General features: G+C 71.5%; 16 protein-coding genes and 1 pseudogene. 6 read left to right on the top strand and 11 right to left on the bottom strand.

The features are described 5' to 3' along the window. Positions 1-539: 539 nt before the first annotated feature. From ACI2L1_RS44055 to ACI2L1_RS44045, 3 genes are all read right to left on the bottom strand, one after another. A complete protein-coding gene (locus ACI2L1_RS44055; protein WP_404745120.1) occupies positions 540-1727 on the bottom strand; it encodes a cytochrome P450 in 1188 nt (395 codons plus the stop codon). Then, positions 1720-2457, bottom strand: coding sequence for a response regulator (locus ACI2L1_RS44050; RefSeq protein ID WP_404745119.1), 738 nt, complete (start codon positions 2455-2457; stop codon positions 1720-1722). Before ACI2L1_RS44050 ends, ACI2L1_RS44055 begins: the two co-directional genes overlap by 8 nt. Positions 2458-2606: 149 nt before the next feature. Continuing rightward, complete coding sequence (locus ACI2L1_RS44045) at positions 2607-3866, bottom strand: sensor histidine kinase (RefSeq protein WP_404745118.1); 1260 nt, start codon at positions 3864-3866, stop codon at positions 2607-2609. Between the two features lie 169 nt (positions 3867-4035). Here ACI2L1_RS44045 and ACI2L1_RS44040 point away from each other — a divergent pair, with 169 nt between their 5' ends. After that, a complete protein-coding gene (locus ACI2L1_RS44040; protein WP_404745117.1) occupies positions 4036-4236 on the top strand; it encodes a hypothetical protein in 201 nt (66 codons plus the stop codon). A gap of 119 nt (positions 4237-4355) precedes the next feature. After that, entirely contained in the window at positions 4356-4742 is a 387-nt protein-coding gene (locus tag ACI2L1_RS44035) for a ribonuclease domain-containing protein (RefSeq protein WP_404745116.1), read from the top strand. Positions 4743-4836: 94 nt separating this feature from the next. Here the strand turns inward: ACI2L1_RS44035 and paaE are convergent, their stop codons facing one another. Genes paaE through paaA form a run of 5 tightly spaced genes read right to left on the bottom strand, consistent with a single transcriptional unit; the run spans position 4837 to position 8598 of the window. Continuing rightward, on the bottom strand, positions 4837-5964 hold the full coding sequence (paaE, locus tag ACI2L1_RS44030) for a 1,2-phenylacetyl-CoA epoxidase subunit PaaE (RefSeq protein ID WP_404745115.1): 1128 nt from the start codon (positions 5962-5964) through the stop codon (positions 4837-4839). 1 nt (position 5965) lies between these two features. Then, a complete protein-coding gene (paaD, locus tag ACI2L1_RS44025; RefSeq protein WP_404745114.1) occupies positions 5966-6481 on the bottom strand; it encodes a 1,2-phenylacetyl-CoA epoxidase subunit PaaD in 516 nt (171 codons plus the stop codon). Further along, entirely contained in the window at positions 6475-7308 is an 834-nt protein-coding gene (gene paaC, locus ACI2L1_RS44020) for a 1,2-phenylacetyl-CoA epoxidase subunit PaaC (RefSeq protein ID WP_404745113.1), read from the bottom strand. The genes paaD and paaC overlap by 7 nt, the downstream gene beginning before the upstream one ends. 10 nt (positions 7309-7318) lie before the next feature. Further along, positions 7319-7621 carry a 1,2-phenylacetyl-CoA epoxidase subunit PaaB gene (paaB, locus tag ACI2L1_RS44015; protein ID WP_404745112.1) on the bottom strand — a complete coding sequence of 101 codons (303 nt, stop codon included), beginning with the start codon at positions 7619-7621 and terminating at the stop codon, positions 7319-7321. Next, complete coding sequence (gene paaA, locus ACI2L1_RS44010; RefSeq protein WP_404745111.1) at positions 7618-8598, bottom strand: 1,2-phenylacetyl-CoA epoxidase subunit PaaA; 981 nt, start codon at positions 8596-8598, stop codon at positions 7618-7620. The genes paaB and paaA overlap by 4 nt, the downstream gene beginning before the upstream one ends. A gap of 197 nt (positions 8599-8795) precedes the next feature. Between paaA and paaI the strand changes: the two genes are divergently transcribed. Next, positions 8796-9281 carry a hydroxyphenylacetyl-CoA thioesterase PaaI gene (gene paaI / locus ACI2L1_RS44005; RefSeq protein WP_404745110.1) on the top strand — a complete coding sequence of 162 codons (486 nt, stop codon included), beginning with the start codon at positions 8796-8798 and terminating at the stop codon, positions 9279-9281. Then, the gene (paaK, locus tag ACI2L1_RS44000; RefSeq protein ID WP_404745109.1) at positions 9281-10627 is read left to right on the top strand and encodes a phenylacetate--CoA ligase PaaK; all 1347 of its coding nucleotides are present in this window, start codon (positions 9281-9283) and stop codon (positions 10625-10627) included. Before paaI ends, paaK begins: the two co-directional genes overlap by 1 nt. Before the next feature lie 249 nt (positions 10628-10876). On the opposite strand, the gene ACI2L1_RS43995 is transcribed toward paaK, so the two are convergent. Further along, on the bottom strand, positions 10877-11503 hold the full coding sequence (locus ACI2L1_RS43995) for a dihydrofolate reductase family protein (RefSeq protein ID WP_404745108.1): 627 nt from the start codon (positions 11501-11503) through the stop codon (positions 10877-10879). Positions 11504-11666: 163 nt separating this feature from the next. Here ACI2L1_RS43995 and ACI2L1_RS43990 point away from each other — a divergent pair. After that, positions 11667-12121: pseudogene (locus ACI2L1_RS43990) on the top strand (hypothetical protein). Between the two features lie 129 nt (positions 12122-12250). On the opposite strand, the gene alc reads toward ACI2L1_RS43990, so the two are convergent. Further along, a complete protein-coding gene (gene alc, locus ACI2L1_RS43985; protein WP_404745107.1) occupies positions 12251-13366 on the bottom strand; it encodes an allantoicase in 1116 nt (371 codons plus the stop codon). A gap of 38 nt (positions 13367-13404) precedes the next feature. Beyond that, on the bottom strand, positions 13405-14742 hold the full coding sequence (gene allB, locus ACI2L1_RS43980; protein WP_404745106.1) for an allantoinase AllB: 1338 nt from the start codon (positions 14740-14742) through the stop codon (positions 13405-13407). Positions 14743-15005: 263 nt separating this feature from the next. On the opposite strand from allB, the gene ACI2L1_RS43975 reads away from it, so the two are divergent. Continuing rightward, positions 15006-15800: an IclR family transcriptional regulator gene (locus tag ACI2L1_RS43975; protein ID WP_404745105.1), complete on the top strand. Its 795-nt coding sequence runs from the start codon at positions 15006-15008 to the stop codon at positions 15798-15800. Positions 15801-15963 lie beyond the last annotated feature (163 nt).

Below are 15963 nucleotides of genomic sequence, written 5' to 3'. Positions count from 1 at the left end.
CCCGCCCGGCCCCGGCACCACTCAACACAGGGGCGCCGCCAAACATCCGGCCGATCCCGGGTGGGGCGAGCGTTCTGAGGCGGCCGGGGCGCGGGGCGCCTCGCCGACACTGCCCAGCGCCACGGCGGGGCCCAGCGCTGCCCTGCCCGCGACGACGGACCCGACGACTCCGGGGCCCGCCCGGCCCCGGCACCACTCAACACAGGGGCGCCGCCAAACATCCGGCCGATCCCGGGTGGGGCGAGCGTTCTGAGGCGGCCGGGGCGCGGGAGGCGTCGCCGAGACCGGCCGACGCCACGGCGGGGCCCAGCGAGCGCTGCCCTGCCCGCGACGACGGACCCGACGACCCCGGGGCCCGCCCGGCCCCGGCACCACTCAACACAGGGGCGCCGCCAAACATCCGGCCGAGCTCACCGAAGCTCCCGCCGCATCGACCAAGCCGGCCAAACCCCCACCGAACTGGCGCTGACCGCCCGACCGAACCGCCCGACCCGGCAGGCAAGCCCGACCGCCAAGCACCCCCACCCAGCCCCCGACCCCTACCACCGCACCGGCAGACTCCGCACCCCCCTGATCAGCATCCCCGGGAGCCACTCCCCCGGCGGTCCGTCGAGGGCGAGGGCCGGGGCGCGGTCCAGCAGGGTCCGGATCGCCGTGCGGGCCTCCAGGCGGGCCAGCGGGGCGCCCAGGCAGTAGTGGATGCCATGGCCGAACGCGAGATGGCCGCGCGGGTCGCGGCGGATGTCGAAGCGGTCCGGGGCGGGGTAGCGGGAGCCGTCGCGGTCGGCGGCGCCGAGGCAGATCATCACCGGGTCGCCCTTGGCTATGGACCGTCCCGCTATGTCCAGGGGCTCCAGGGCGTACCGGAACGTCGCGTTCTCCACGGGGCCCTCGTAGCGCAGCGTCTCCTCGACCGCGCTGTCGACGAGGCTCATGTCGGCGCGCAGGGCGGCGAGTTGGCCGGGGTGGGCGAGCAGGGTGTGCACGCCGTTGGTGATGAGATTGACCGTGGTCTCGTGGCCCGCTATCAGCAGGAGGAAGGCCATGCCGCGCAGTTCCGCCGGAGAGAGCCGGTCGCCGTCCTCGGCGGTGGTGCGGATGAGGTCGCCGAGCAGATCGTCGCTCGGCCCGGCGCACCGCTTGTCCTCGATGAGCTCGGTCAGATACTCGCCGAGGCGCAGGACGGCGTCGTACGAACTCTCGGGGCTGGTGGGTGCCACGACCTCCGTGGACAGCTTCCGGAACTCCGTGCGGTCCATCTCGGGCACGCCGAGGAGTTCGCAGATCACGGTGATCGGGAGCGGGTAGGCGAGGGATCGCACCAGGTCTGCGCGGCCGTACGGCAGCATCGCGTCGAGGAGGTCGTCGGTGATCTCCTGGATCCTGGGCCGCAGTTGCTCCACCCGGCGCATGGTGAAGGCGCGGGAGACGAGGCCGCGCAGGCGGGTGTGCTCGGGCGGGTCGCTGCCGAGCAGATGGCGGCCGATGAGCTCCCCGTCGTGGAACACCATGCCGATTCTGCGGCCGTCCTTGGAGAGCCGGGGGTCGGCGAGCGCCGCTCGTGCCTCCTCGTGGCCGACGACGAGCCAGGTCGAGTAGTCGGCGCGGGAGCCGGGTGGTCGCACCCGGTGGACGGGGCCGAGAGCGCGCAACTCGGCGTACACGGGGTGCGGGTCGGTGCGGAACGCCTCGCCGTACTCCCCGAGATCGATCACTGCTTCAGTCATGGGACTCCCCCTTCACACCGTCAACGCCCGGTGGTGGCACTTGGTGCCCGTCCGGCCCGGGCTCCGCGGGTCGCTCCAGCAGCCCCGCGTCGTACGTCAACAGGGCGATCTGCACCCGGTTGTTGAGGGCGAGCTTGGCCAGGACGCGGGAGACATGGGTCTTGACCGTGGCGACGCTCATGTAGAGGGCGGCGGCGATCTCGGCGTTGGACAGGCCGCGGCCGACCGTGACTGCGACCTCGCGTTCGCGGTCGTTGAGGGCGGCGATGCGCTCACGCGCGCGTGCCCGTCGGGTGTCGGCTGCGGTCCCGGCCGCGTGCTCCATCAGCTGGCGGGTGACGGTGGGCGACAGGACCGGGTCGCCGGCCGCGACCCGGCGGACGGCGGCGAGGATCTCTGCAGGTGGGGTGTCCTTGAGGACGAATCCGGCGGCGCCCGCGCGCAGTGCGCGCAGGACCTGTTCGTCCGCGTGGAAGGTGGTCAGGACGACGACCTGCGGGGCGTCGGGCCGGCCGCGCAGGCGCTCGGTGGCCGTGAGCCCGTCGACCGACGGCATCCGGATGTCCATGAGGACCACGTCCGGGCGGGTCCGGTCGACGGCGGCCTCGACCTCGGTGCCATCTGCCGCCTCACCGACGATCTCGATGTCGTCGGCCCCGCCCATCATCAGGGACAGGCCGGCCCGCACGAGGGGGTCGTCGTCGACGAGGAGCAGTCTGATCACAGTCATGGGCTTACGTAATCACGGTGAGGCCGGGGGCAATCACCCTTGCGGGCGGGTGAGTTGCGCATACGGCGACGGGGTGGCGGAAGATCCTCGGAGCCCACGGCCGTAGCGGAGATGTCATCCCCACGGCAACCACGCCCGCGGCTTGAGCGTCACCCCCACGGCAACCACGCCCGCACCCGGAACCCCCCGTCCTCGTCCGGCCCGTGTTCCAGCCGGCCTCCGGCCAGCGTCGCGCGCTCGGTGAGGCCGATCAGGCCCTGCCCCGAACCGGGCACCTGCGGAACCTCACCCTCGGGTGCGGGGTTGCGCACGGTCACGGCGAGGCCCTCGCCCGGGCGGCCCGTGACGGTGACGATGACCTCCGTGCCGGGGGCGTGCTTGCGGGCGTTGGTGAGGCCCTCCTGGGCGATGCGGTAGGCGGTGCGGCCGACGGAGGCGGGTGCGGCGGCGGGATCGGTGACATGGTTGTCGAGGATGACCTTCATGCCGGCCTCGCGGGACTCGGCGACGAGGGTGTCCAGCGCGGCGAGGGTCGGCTGGGGGCGGCCCGTGTCGTCGCGGTCCGCCGCCCGCAGCACGCCGATGATCTCCCGCAGGTCCTGAAGCGCCTCATGGGCGCTCTCCCGGATGACGCCGGCCGCCCGCGCGACCTCCTCCCGGGGAGCGTCCGGCCGGAACTCCAGGGCGCCCGCGTGCACGCTCAGCAGGGTCAGCCGGTGCGCGAGGACGTCGTGCATCTCGCGCGCGATGGCCTCCCGAGCCAGCCGCTGGGCCTGCTCGGCACGCAGCCGTGCCTCGGTCTCGGCGCGCCGGGCGCGGTCGCGCAGGCTGAACATGAGCTGCCGTTTGGCGCGGACGACCAGGCCCCAACCGACCGTCGCGGAGACCAGCACCGCGGAAAGGAGCAGTGTGCCGACGTACGGCAGGTCGTCGGAGGGGCGCAGCGACAAGGTGACCGGCACCAGGGCCATGGTGGCGGCGCCCAGCCAGGCCACGTACCGGAAGGGGCGGTGCACGGCGAGGGTGAACAGGGCGATCATGCATGCGCCGCCCGCGGTGTCCGACAGGACCCCGAGCGGGACCGTGGCCACGGCGAGGCCGAGCGGCCAGCGGCGGCGCAGCCACACCGCGGCGCAGGCGAGCGCACCGAGCAGCTGGTCCATGACGGCGAAGGAGTGCGAGACATGCGGGTTGGAGGTCACGGAGTCCGCGCCGATCATGCCGACGAGGACGGCCACCAGGAAGCAGGAGAAGTCGACGATCCAGTCGCGCGCGGTGCGCCGGGGCCGCCGTCCGGGCCGTACAGCGGCGGGGTCGAACTCGTGGACCACGGCGGACGGCATCAGCCAGCGCCGGCCGGGGAAGGCCTGGGGGTCGGACACCCTCTCGTCACCGCTCACGGTCGACAAATCTACGCAGTGAGCGCGCGGATCACCCGCCCGGGAACGGGATCCGCGACCAAAGTCGCAGCGCCGCAGACTTTCGGCGTACGAGGCCCCGCGAAGCCGCTGCTTTCGCGGACCGGGTCCCACCCCGCGGCCGATGCCGGCGAGGGGTCCGCGGGGCGAGGGTCTCCCCATGAAGCAATTGCTGGAGCTGCTCGGTCTCCTCGCCCTGGTGCAGGGCGGTATGGGCCTGCTGCACGAGTTCACCGACTGGCACATAGGGCTCGTCCAGCGGATCGGTTTCCTCGACGGTTACGAGGTCTACGCGAGCGTGGCGTTGATCGTGCTGGCGTTCGCCCTGTTCGCCGCGGCGGAGAGCCGGAGGTCCGGCTGAACCCGGCCCGGAATGCGGACCGGCGCGAAGTTAACTTCCGGAAAACTCATCGGACTTGACGGGAAAATCTCCGGAGTTGTCATTGACATGCCACTGTCTACGCGCGTCATCATGAGGGCATGAGATTCCCCCCACGGATCACCCGCATCGGCGCCGCGGCCGCCGTCCTGTCCGCCCTCCTCGTGGGCGGCACCGTCACCGCCACCCCGGCGGCCGCCGCCGTCGGCAGCATCTGTTACAGCGACCTGCCCTCCCAGGCGTACGACACCCTGGAGCTCATCGAGCAGGGCGGCCCCTACCCGTACTCGCAGGACGGCACCGTCTTCCAGAACCGGGAAGGCGTCCTGCCGAGCCAGTCGACCGGCTACTACCACGAGTACACCGTGATCACTCCGGGCTCCTCCACCCGCGGTGCGCGGCGCATCGTCACCGGTGAGGAGACCCAGGAGGACTACTACACCTCCGACCACTACGTCACGTTCGGCCTGGTCGACTTCGGCTGCTGAGTCCCCGTCGACCCCGATCCCCTCGCCCCGCGTACCCCCCACAGCACCAACGGTCGCGGGGCGAGGCATTCGGGCCGACAACAGCGGCTCCCGCTCAGCTGTCGTAGTCGACCGTGAGGGTCTCGGAGACGGGGTGGGTCTGGCAGGTCAGCACATAGCCGGCGTCGACCTCGGCCGGTTCGAGGGCGTAGTTGCGGCGCATGTCGGCCTCGCCCTCGGTGACCAGGGCACGGCAGGTGCCGCAGACTCCGCCCTTGCAGGCGAAGGGCAGGTCGGGGCGGGTCCTCTGGGCGCCGTCGAGGATGGACTCGGCACGCTGCAGCGCGGCGGTGGTCGAGCGGCCGTCGAGGGTGATGGTGACCTGGCTGACCGGGCCGTCGGGCGTGGCCTCCTTGTGACGCGTCTCCCGCACGGGCGCGCCGTCGGCGAAGAACAGCTCCTGGTGGACCCGCTCCCGGGGGACACCGAGTCCGGTGAGGACCTTCTGGGCGTCGCGGACCATGCCGTGCGGGCCGCACAGCCACCAGTGGTCGGCGTCCTCGATGTCGATCAGGCCGTCGACGAGCACGGCGAGCCGGTCCGCGTCCAGACGGCCGGAGAGCACCTCGGCCTCGCGGGGCTCACGGGAGAGCACGTGGGCGAGCTGGAAGCGGGTGGGGTGCAGGTCCTTCAGGTCGGCGAGTTCGTCGGCGAACATCACCGTGTCGGTGCGGCGGTTGCCGTAGAAGAGGGTGACCCGGGTGCGGTCGTCGGCGGCGAGGAGTGACTCGGCGATGGAGAGCATAGGGGTGATACCGGATCCGGCGGCGATCAGGACGTGGTGGCCGGGCTCGGTGAGGTCCGGGGTGAACGCGCCGGTCGGGGCCATCACCTCGATGACGTCGCCGGGCCGCACCTCGTGGACCAGCCAGGAGGAGAACAGGCCGCCGGGCACCTCCCGCACCCCGATGCGCGGGCGTGCGCCGGCCGGGGCACAGATCGAGTACGAGCGCCGCTCGTCCCGTCCGTCGACCTGGCGGCGCAGGGTGAGCGACTGACCGGGCGAGAAGGCGAAGTCGGGGGCCAGATCGTCCGGCACGTCGAAGCCGACGGCGACGGCGTCCTCGCACAGCAGCTGCACGGAGGCGACGCGCAGGGGGTGGAAGGCCGGGCGGCGGCGCCCGGCCTTCCGCACGGCGACGGAGGTACCCCGGTCGTGCCCCGTGGACAACAGGTCCGCCATCTCAGATCTCCTTGACGTATTCGAACGGCTCGCGGCAGGCGCGGCAGCGCCACAGCGCCTTGCACGAGGTGGCGCCGAACCGGGAGGTCTCCTCGGTGTCGGCGCTGCCGCAGCGCGGGCACGCCACCGTGCGCCGGGTCGGCGTCAGCACCAGCGGCACCGGGCCGGGCGCGGGGCGGGCCGCCGGGCCCGGCGGTGCGATGCCGTGCTCGGCAAGCTTGCGGCGCCCGGTGGGGGTGATCCAGTCCGTGGTCCACGGCGGGTTCAGCACCGTGCGGACCTCCACGCGCGCGTACCCGGCCGCCTTGAGCCGGGCGTCTACCTCGGCACGCATCTCGGCCATGGCCGGGCAGCCGGAGTAGGTCGGGGTGAGCTCGGCGACGACCGTGCCGTCCGCGGTCACCTCGACGCCGCGCAGCACGCCGAGGTCGGCCAGGGTCAGCATGGGCAGCTCGGGATCCGGCACCCGCTCGGCGATGTGCCGGGCGCGCCGGAGGTCCGTGAGGGTGGTCACCATGTCGCCTCCGGGTGTGCCCGGGCCACGCTCTGCAGTTCGGTCAGCAGCCGGGCGAGGTGTTCGGTGTGGTCACCGCGGCGGCCGGCCCCGGGCAACGGCCCCCAGGCGGGCACCGGCAGCCCGGCGGCGTCCGCGACCTGCTCCAGCACCGCGACGACCTGGTCGCGGACGTCGTACGCCGTGAACAACTCCCCCAGATAGGGGGCTACTTGCTCGAAGGCCGCGCGCATGCGCCGGTGCGACTCCTCGGTGCCGTCGCCGAGCCGCACCACCCACTCGGCGGCCCACTGCCGGTGATAGGCCAGTTCCTTCACGCCCTTGGCGGCGATCGCGGCGAGCACCGGGTCGTCGTCGGCGGTCAGCCGCTCGAAGTGGGCGAGCCGCCAGGCGGACAGCACCAGCAGCCTCACGACGCTGAACGCGAAGTCGCCGTTGGGGAGTTCGGCCAGACGTACGTTGCGGAAGGCGTCCGCGTCGCGGAAGTAGGCGTAGGCGTCCTCGTCGCGTCCGCTGCCGTCGGCCTGGCCGCAGCGCGCATACAGGAGACGGGCCTGGCCGAGCAGGTCGAGGCCGATGTTGGCCAGCGCCACCTCCTCCTCCAGTTCGGGGGCGCGGGTGGTCCACTCGGCCAGTCGCTGAGCGGAGACCAGGGCGTCGTCGGCGAGGGCCAGACAGCACTCGGCGAGTCCCGCCCGGTCGACGCCGGAGGGCACGGTGGGGTCCACGCCGTGCAGCGGGTCCTCGAAGCCGGTGCCGAAGGCCCAGCGGGCGTCACTGCCGTCGTCGTGGCCCTCGGCGAGCGTCATGTAGACGTGGTCGTCACTCATCCCCTGCTCCTCAGATGTGCGGGACGTCGTCGGGGATGTCGTAGAAGGTGGGGTGCCGGTAGACCTTGTCGGCGCTGGGCGCGAAGAAGGGGTCCTTCTCGTCGCGTGTGGACGCCGCGATGTTCTCCGAGCGCACCACCCAGATGCTCACGCCTTCGTTGCGCCGCGTGTAGAGGTCGCGCGCGTGGGTGAGCGCCATCCGGTCGTCGGCGGCGTGCAGCGAGCCGACGTGGACGTGGTTCAGTCCGCGCTTGCCGCGCACGAACACCTCGTACAGCGGCCAGCCGGCCTTCGGGTTCCGGGTGTCGCTCATACCACCGCTCCTTCACGCGCGTGTGCCGACCGCTTCGCCGCGTGGGCCACGGCCGCCTCCCGTACCCAGGCGCCCTCCTCGTGGGCGGTGCGGCGCCGCTCGACGCGCTGGGCGTTGCACGGACCGTCGCCCTTGATGACCCTGGTCAGCTCGTCCCAGTCGGGGGTGCCGAAGTCGTTGCGGCCGCGCTCCTCGTTCCAGCGCAGCTCGGGGTCGGGCAGGGTGACGCCGAGTTTCTCGGCCTGCGGGACGGTCATGTCGACGAAGCGCTGACGCAGCTCGTCGTTGCTGTGCCGCTTGATCTTCCAGGCCATGGAGGCGGCCGAGTTGGGCGAGTCACCGTCGGGGGGGCCGAACATCATCAGGGACGGCCACCACCAGCGGTTCACCGCGTCCTGGACCATCTCCCGCTGGGCGTCGGTGCCACGCATCATCGTCATCAGCAGTTCGTAACCCTGGCGCTGGTGGAAGGACTCCTCCTTGCAGATCCGCACCATCGCGCGGGCGTACGGCCCGTACGACGAGCGGCACAGCGGCACCTGGTTGCAGATGGCCGCGCCGTCCACGAACCAGCCGATCACGCCCACGTCGGCGAAGGTCGGCGTCGGGTAGTTGAAGATCGACGAGTACTTCTGGCGGCCCTCGATCAGGCGCTCGGTGAGGTCGGCGCGGTCGGCGCCCAGCGTCTCGGCGGCGGAGTACAGATACAGTCCGTGCCCGGCCTCGTCCTGGACCTTCGCGAACAGGATCGCCTTGCGGCGCAGGGACGGTGCCCTGGTGATCCACTCGCCCTCCGGCTGCATGCCGATGATCTCCGAGTGCGCGTGCTGGGCGATCTGCCGGACCAGGGTCCTGCGGTAGCCGTCGGGCATCCAGTCGCGCGGCTCGATCCGCTGGTCGCGGGCGATCGTCGCGTCGAAGTGCGCCTGGAGTTCCGGCTCCGGACCGTCTCCCGGGCCGGCCTGTGTCGTGCTCATGCCTCCACCTTCCCCAACCGACCGTTCGTTCGGTCCATTGTATGGCCCATCCCCCGGGTTGGGCCAGTGCCCGGATCCAGCGGTGCGCTGTGACGGGCGAGGATTCCGGGACCTTGACAGGCGGTTGCCCGGCTGGATTACTTGGCCATGTCGCAGGCTAACCGAATGTTCGGTCGGTGCATGAGATGGTGAAGACAGTGACGCAGACCACTGAAACGACGGCGGGCCCCGTGGAGACGATGTTCGCCGCGGACGAGGCGTCACGGCGGCTCGGCATCGAGTTGCTGGAGCACGGCGAGGGCACGGCCACCCTGCGGATGACCGTGACGAAGACGATGGTCAACGGGCACGGGATCGCCCATGGCGGCTACCTGTTCCTCTTCGCCGACACCGCGTTCGCCTGCGCCTGCAACAGCCATGGCCCCGTGACCGTGGCCGCCGGGGCCGACATCGACTTCGTCGCCCCCGCCCGCGAGGGCGACGTGCTGGTGGCCACCGCCCAGGAGCGCACCCGGTTCGGTCGCAGCGGCATCTACGACGTGAGTGTCCTGCGCATCGCCGACGGCCCCCGTGCGGAGCGGACCGGCCAGGTGATCGCGGAGTTCCGTGGTCGCAGTCGTACGGTCCGGGGCCCGGAAGCGGACGGGCGCGACGCGCGCGGCACAGAGCAGAAGGAGCCGTGATGAGCAGCGACACCGAGAGCCCTGTGGTGACGACGGCCCGCCGTGGTGAGCCCCTCCCCGACGCGCTGCTGGACGAAGCGGAACGGATGTCCCGCGAGGAGCTAGAAGCACTTCAACTGCGCCGCCTGCGCGCGACCTTGCGGCACGCCTACGACAACGTGGAGCTGTACCGCGAGAAGTTCGACGAGGCCGGAGTCGCCCCCGAGGACTGCCACGCGCTGGAGGACCTGGCGCGCTTCCCCTTCACCACGAAGGTTGACCTGCGCGAGACCTACCCCTTCGGTATGTTCGCCGTCCCCATGGACCAGGTCCGCCGCGTCCACGCCTCCAGCGGCACCACCGGCCGCCCCACGGTCGTCGGCTACACGGAGAACGACATCTCCATGTGGGCCGACGTGGTCGCCCGCTCGATCCGCGCGGCCGGTGGCCGCCCCGGCCACAAGGTGCACATCTCCTACGGCTACGGCCTGTTCACCGGCGGTCTCGGCGCCCACTACGGCGCCGAACGGGCCGGCTGCACGGTGATCCCCGCCTCGGGCGGCATGACCGCGCGCCAGGTGCAGATCATCCAGGACTTCAGGCCCGAGATCATCATGGTCACCCCCTCCTACATGCTCACCCTCCTCGACGAGTTCGAGAGGCAGGGCATCGACCCGCGCTCCAGCTCCCTGAAGGTGGGCATCTTCGGCGCCGAGCCGTGGACGGAGGAGATGCGCCGCGAGATCGAGGAGCGGATGGACCTCCACGCCGTCGACATATACGGCCTGTCGGAGGTGATCGGCCCCGGCGTCGCCCAGGAGTGCGTGGAGACCAAGGACGGTCTGCATGTGTGGGAGGACCACTTCTACCCCGAGGTCGTCGACCCGATCACGGGCGAGGCACTGCCCGACGGCGAGGGCGGCGAACTGGTCTTCACCTCCCTCACCAAGGAGGCCCTGCCGATCATCCGCTACCGCACCCGCGATCTGACCCGGCTGCTGCCCGGCACCGCCCGGCCCGCCTTCCGTCGCATCGAGAAGATCACCGGCCGCAGTGACGACATGATCATCCTGCGCGGGGTGAACGTCTTCCCCAGCCAGATCGAGGAGATCGTGCTGCGCACCCCCGCCGTCGCCCCGCACTTCCAGATCCAGCTGAGTCGGCACGGCCGGATGGATCACATGACCGTCTGTGTGGAGGCCAGACACGGCGCCGACCCCGAACAGCGCGAGACCGCCGCCCAGGCGATCGCCAAGGGCGTCAAGGACGGCGTCGGCGTGAGCGTCGAGGTGGTGATCGTGAATCCGGAGACCCTGGAACGATCGCTTGGCAAACTCCGCCGGGTGAAGGATCTGCGCCACACGTGATCGCCTGGGCGGTCCCCTGCCAACAGCCGTCCGGAACCGTGGAGGGACTCGAACCACACGGCGCTCCCGGCTGGTTCACCGCCGTCCAGGGGCACCCCGGCGGACACCGCGCACGTCCCGTAGGGTCTGGCCCCAAAGGCCTCGTCTCCTCCCGCGGCCCGGGGCCAGCAGAACCTCGCCGTCGCACAGTGGAGCGGCTGCGGCGGCCTCCGCGCCCCGGGCACGACCCGGTGCTCACCGATGCAGCGGTCAGGCGTTCTCGGGGAGCTCGAAGGAGCCGTATTCCGGGCGGCCTGCTCGGTCGTACGACTGGATGGAGACGCCCGTGGAGGTGATCCGTCCGCCAGCGTGCCGGAAGGCGGTCGGGGTGGCGCCCTCCGGGAAGAGCCGGCGGCCTGCGCCCAGCACGACCGGAAACGTGATCAGGTGCAGGGTGTCGACGAGGCCGAGGTCCAGCAGGGACCGCAGCAGGACACCGCTGCCGTGCACCTGAAGCTCGCCGTCGGTGCTCTCCTTGAGGGCCGTGACCTCCTTGGCGAGGTCGCCGCCGATCACGCTGGTGCCGTGCCACGCGGGGTCGGTGAGGGTGGAGGAGACGACGTACTTCGGCAGGGTGTTCAGCTTGACGGCGACGGGGTTGGCGGGATCGGTGACCTTCGGCCAGTACGCGGCGAAGATGTCGTACGTACGGCGGCCCAGGAGGAACGCTCCGGCGGAGTCGAAGACCTCGCTGACGAACCGGCCGAAGTCCTCGTCGTCGAACGGGACGACCCAGCCGCCCTGCTCGAAGCCGTCCCTGTTGTCCTCCTCCGGAGCGCCGGGGGCCTGGTAGACGCCGTCGAGGCTGACGAAGATCTGGGAAACGAGCTTGCCCATGACGGGTGCCTTCTCTCTGGGTGGGGTCCGTTGTCATCAGCTCAGACCCCGGTGGCAGCCGAAACTCATCGGCTCCTTCGTCGTGCACGTCGTCGTGAGCGGGAATCCTCCGGCTGAGGTCCATGTCCGTGCGCGCCAGCGGTCCGAGGGCCGGGACGTTGGGATGGATGCCATGACGACGACCTACGGAACTCTGAACGGCAAAGTCGCCCTCGTCACCGGGGGCAGCCGGGGGATCGGAGCGGCCACGGCGCTGCGACTGGCGGCGCAGGACGTCGTACGGGCCGTGGAGGCGCTGGGGCGCGGGGCGGTGGCCCTACGGGCGGATTCCGCGGACGCCGAGGAGGCGGCGGGGGCGGTGCGCCGTACGGCGGAGGCGCTCGGCGGGCGGGCGGATCATCACGATCGGTAGCTGTATGACGCAGCGGGTACCGGGGCCCGGTGGGGCTCTGGACGCAACGAGCAAGCCCCTCCCCGAACCGCCCCACCGCAGTCATCGACGCCGGCCCGGCCGCGAACGACCCGTCCCCCGGATTCCATCGACCCTCGTCAGCCCAGGCCGGTGCGGACTACGTCACCGGGGCTGAGTTCTCGGTGGATGGGGGACATGCGGCGTGAGACGGGTGTTCTTTCTCGCCCCCGCCGCCCCTACCCGTCCCGTCCCCAGGGGGCGCTGCCCCCTTCGGCCCCCCCCGTTTCGGGGGCGGCCCCCGGACCCCCGCTCCTCAAACGCCGGAGGGGCTGATTTCAGCCGGACAGCTCTCGGTGCCTTGCCTCCAGCGCCGTCGAGCCGTCCTCCGTCAGGGAACCGAACAGCCGCAGCCGTGAGATCCCGCCGTCAGGGAAGATGTCCACGCGTGCGTACGTGCCCACTGCTGGGGCCGGCAGGACGAAGCGGTGGTTGGTGTCGGGCTGGAGGCGGGTGCGCGGGAGGATTTCGCGCCAGTCGCCGTCCTCGCCGTCGCGGACCGACACCGAGGCCCAGCCCGCGCTGTTGCCCTTCAGATAGGCCGTGTCGATCTCGATCGCGCGGATCCGGGACTGGGCCACCAGCCGGTAGCGGATCCAGTCGTTGCCCTGGTCGCGGCGGCGCCGGGTCTCCCAGCCGTCGTCCATCTTGCGGGAGCGGCCCGGCTGGATGGTGTTGGACGCCGGGGAGTAGAAGAGGTTCGAGGCGTCCTCCGCCCGGCCGCCGTTCTCCAGGGCGACCACGTCGAAGGTGCCGAGGACCGCCAGCCACTCGGGGTCCGGGACGACCTCGCCGTGCACGCGCAGGCGGGCGATGCCCCCGTCGGGGTGCTGGTTGACCCGCAGATGTGTGAAGCGCTGTTCGAGCGACACCGGGAAACCGTTCGCCGCGTGGCCGCCCACCGGCGTGCGCGGGACCAGCGTCGTCCACTTCACGTCGTCGCCGAGGAGCTCCTCCGGGGACGGGGAGCCGGGGACGGACGCGCCCTCGACCGACACCGCCTGCGGGTAGTTGCCGCGGAAGTGCGCGGTGTCGACCACGATCCCCCGGATCACGCCGGGCGCGCCCAGCCGGACCAGCGCCCAGTCGTGGTCCTCGGCCGTCGGCCAGGGGTGCTCCGCCGAGGCGCCACGGCGGCGCCGCGTCTCCCAGCCGTCCATGATCTTGCCCTTGTGCCCGAAGTGCTCGGGGTCGAACTCGGCCCGCCCGGGCACCAGCAGGTTCTCCCGCTGGGCGAAGAACTCGTCGTTGGCGGCGATGACTCCGGCGCCGAGCGTCCGCGCGGCCAGGTCGGCGTACCGGGTGAAGGGGAAGTCGGCGGTGCGGTAGTCCGCGTACGGGTCACCGCCGCCGTACGGGTTCGCGTCGCCGGTGAAGCTGGGAATCGCCGTCACGTACATGTGCCTTTCTGGAGTTGGCCGGTGCGGGTGGATCAGGGCCTGCGAGTGAGCAGTTGGCCCTTCGGGGGCGTGAACTCACCGTCCGCGACGATGCGTTCGCCGCGCAGCCAGGTGGACTTCACGACGCCGTAGAGGGTCTTGCCCGCGTACGCGGTGACGCGGTTGCGGTGCTGGAGGGATGCCGGGTTCACGGTGAAGGTCTCGTCGGGCGCGAGGACCGCGAAGTCGGCGTCGCGGCCGGCCTCGATGGCGCCCTTGCGGTCCAGACCGACGAGTTGGGAGGTCCGCGCGGACATCCAGCGGACCACGTCCTCCAGCGAGTGACCTCGCCTGCGGGCCTCCGTCCAGACCGCCGACAGGCTCAGCTGGAGGCCCGAGATGCCGCCCCACGCCGTGGCGAAGTCGTCCGTCTTGAGGTCGGCGGTGGACGGAGAGTGGTCGGTGACCACGCACTCGATGGTGCCGTCGGCCAGCGCCTGCCACAGCAGGTCCTGGTTGGCGGACTCGCGGATGGGTGGGCAGCACTTGAACTCGCTTGCCCCGTCCGGGACTTCCTCGGCGGTGAGGGTGAGGTAGTGCGGGCAGGTCTCGACGGTGATCCGGACCCCGTCCGCCTTCGCCCGGGCGATCAGCGGAAGCGCGTCGCTGGACGACAGATGAAGGACGTGCACGCGCGCGTCCAACCGCTTCGCCTGGGCGATGAGTTGGGCGATCGCCGTGTTCTCGGCGTCACGCGGCCGGGAGGCCAGGAAGTCGGCGTATCTGGGGCCGCCCTGCTGGGGGGCCGCCTCCAGGTGGTGCGGGTCCTCGGCGTGCACGATCAGCAGGCCGCCGAAGGAGGCGATCTCGGCCAGCGACCGGGCGAGCCCGTCCTGGTCGAGATGCGGGAACTCGTCCACGCCCGACGGCGACAGGAAGGCCTTGAAGCCGAAGACACCGGACTCGTGCAGCGGGCGCAGGTCCTTGACGTTGTCGGGCAGGGCGCCGCCCCAGAAGCCGACGTCGATGTGGGCCTTGTCGGCCGCGACCTCCCTCTTCGTGCGGAGGTTGTCGACCGTCGTCGTGGGCGGGAGGGAGTTGAGCGGCATGTCGACGAGGGTGGTGATGCCGCCGGCCGCCGCCGCTCGCGTGGCGGTCCAGAAGCCTTCCCACTCGGTGCGGCCGGGGTCGTTGACGTGCACGTGGGTGTCGACCAGGCCCGGCAGCAGGACGTCGTCGCCGAGGTTCTCGATGCGGGCACCCGACGGCGCCTCACCCTCGTACGGAAGTACGGCCGTGATCCTGCCGTCGGCGACCGCGACCGACGCGGGCCGCGTTCCCTCGGGCGTGATGACGCGCGTCGAGCGCAGCACCAGTTCAGTGTCGGACACCCGGACCCCTCTCTGCCGCCGTTAACTTCCGCGTAACGGAATTCAACTTTCTGTTGAAGGAGTCTTCACTCCCGTTCGGGCGCCGTCAAGGGCACACTTCCCCAGGGTGCACCCGACGTCGACACTCTGGACGTTTCCACAAAGCGGAATTAAGATTCCAACAAGCAAAACGTAACTATGCGCCAGCGGGGAGTCAACCGACTCCCGGGTAGGCTTCTGCCCTCCTGCCCAGACCCGAAAGGCAGCTCCGAAAGGAACGCGCCGTGCCGACGTCCAGCGCCAGCACCACCGACTCCGCCAAGTCCGCCGGCGGCGGGGTCCAGTCCCTAGAGCGCGCCTTCGATCTGTTGGAACGGATGGCGGACGCGGGCGGCGAGGTCGGACTGAGCGAGCTGTCCGCGAGCAGCGGGCTGCCGCTGCCCACCATCCACCGCCTGATGCGCACCCTCGTGACCTGCGGGTACGTCCGTCAGCAGCCCAACCGCCGGTACGCCCTCGGCCCGCGCCTGATCCGTCTCGGCGAGTCGGCCTCCCGGCTGCTCGGCACCTGGGCCCGCCCCTACCTCGCCCGTCTGGTCGAGGAGACCGGCGAGACGGCCAACATGGCGCTGCTCGACGGGGACGAGATCGTGTACGTCGCCCAGGTGCCGTCGAAGCACTCGATGCGGATGTTCACCGAGGTCGGCCGACGCGTCCTGCCGCACTCCACGGGTGTCGGCAAGGCCCTGCTGGCCAACACGCCCGACGCCGAGGTCCGCGCCCTCCTCGCCCGCACCGGCATGCCGGCCGCGACGGAGAAGACGATCACCACGCCGGACGGCTTCCTCGCGGCCCTGGAGGCGGTGCGCGGTCAGGGGTACGCCGTCGACGACAACGAGCAGGAGATCGGCGTCCGCTGTCTCGCGGTGTCCGTGCCCAACTCCCCCACCGCGGCGGCGATTTCGATCTCCGGTCCGGCGGGGCGGGTCACCGAGGCGGCGACGGATCGGATCGTGCCGGTGTTGCAGCAGGTGGCGTCGGAGCTGTCGGAGGCGTTGGCCAGCCAGAACTCGGCGTGACGGTGGGGGTGCCTGCGGTGGCCTGTGCGGGGTTCGGTGGGGGCGGGCGTTTTGCGCAGTTCCCCGCGCCCCTGAGTGCCTGCGGCGGCCTGTTTCGGTTGGGTGGGGGTTTGTGTAGCGCGTGCGGGTGCGTTGTGGGTCGGGGCCGGGGTGGGGGGGTCCG

The organism is Streptomyces sp. NPDC019531 (assembly GCF_044903305.1).
Classification (GTDB): Bacteria; Actinomycetota; Actinomycetes; order Streptomycetales; family Streptomycetaceae; genus Streptomyces.
Note: the sequence above shows the minus strand (reverse complement) of the source record. Positions and strands in the feature narration are given on the sequence as shown.

Excerpts from the sequence above, each read along its gene's own strand:
- paaD (WP_404745114.1), bottom strand. The coding sequence starts at position 6,481 with ATGGTGACCACCCTCACGGACCTCCGGCGCGCCCGGCACATCGCCGAG.
- ACI2L1_RS44050 (WP_404745119.1), bottom strand. The coding sequence starts at position 2,457 with ATGACTGTGATCAGACTGCTCCTCGTCGACGACGACCCCCTCGTGCGG.
- ACI2L1_RS44055 (WP_404745120.1), bottom strand. The coding sequence starts at position 1,727 with ATGACTGAAGCAGTGATCGATCTCGGGGAGTACGGCGAGGCGTTCCGC.
- paaK (WP_404745109.1), top strand. The coding sequence starts at position 9,281 with ATGAGCAGCGACACCGAGAGCCCTGTGGTGACGACGGCCCGCCGTGGT.
- ACI2L1_RS44035 (WP_404745116.1), top strand. The coding sequence starts at position 4,356 with ATGAGATTCCCCCCACGGATCACCCGCATCGGCGCCGCGGCCGCCGTC.
- paaE (WP_404745115.1), bottom strand. The coding sequence starts at position 5,964 with ATGGCGGACCTGTTGTCCACGGGGCACGACCGGGGTACCTCCGTCGCC.
- paaC (WP_404745113.1), bottom strand. The coding sequence starts at position 7,308 with ATGAGTGACGACCACGTCTACATGACGCTCGCCGAGGGCCACGACGAC.
- paaB (WP_404745112.1), bottom strand. The coding sequence starts at position 7,621 with ATGAGCGACACCCGGAACCCGAAGGCCGGCTGGCCGCTGTACGAGGTG.
- ACI2L1_RS43995 (WP_404745108.1), bottom strand. The coding sequence starts at position 11,503 with ATGGGCAAGCTCGTTTCCCAGATCTTCGTCAGCCTCGACGGCGTCTAC.
- ACI2L1_RS44040 (WP_404745117.1), top strand. The coding sequence starts at position 4,036 with ATGAAGCAATTGCTGGAGCTGCTCGGTCTCCTCGCCCTGGTGCAGGGC.
- paaA (WP_404745111.1), bottom strand. The coding sequence starts at position 8,598 with ATGAGCACGACACAGGCCGGCCCGGGAGACGGTCCGGAGCCGGAACTC.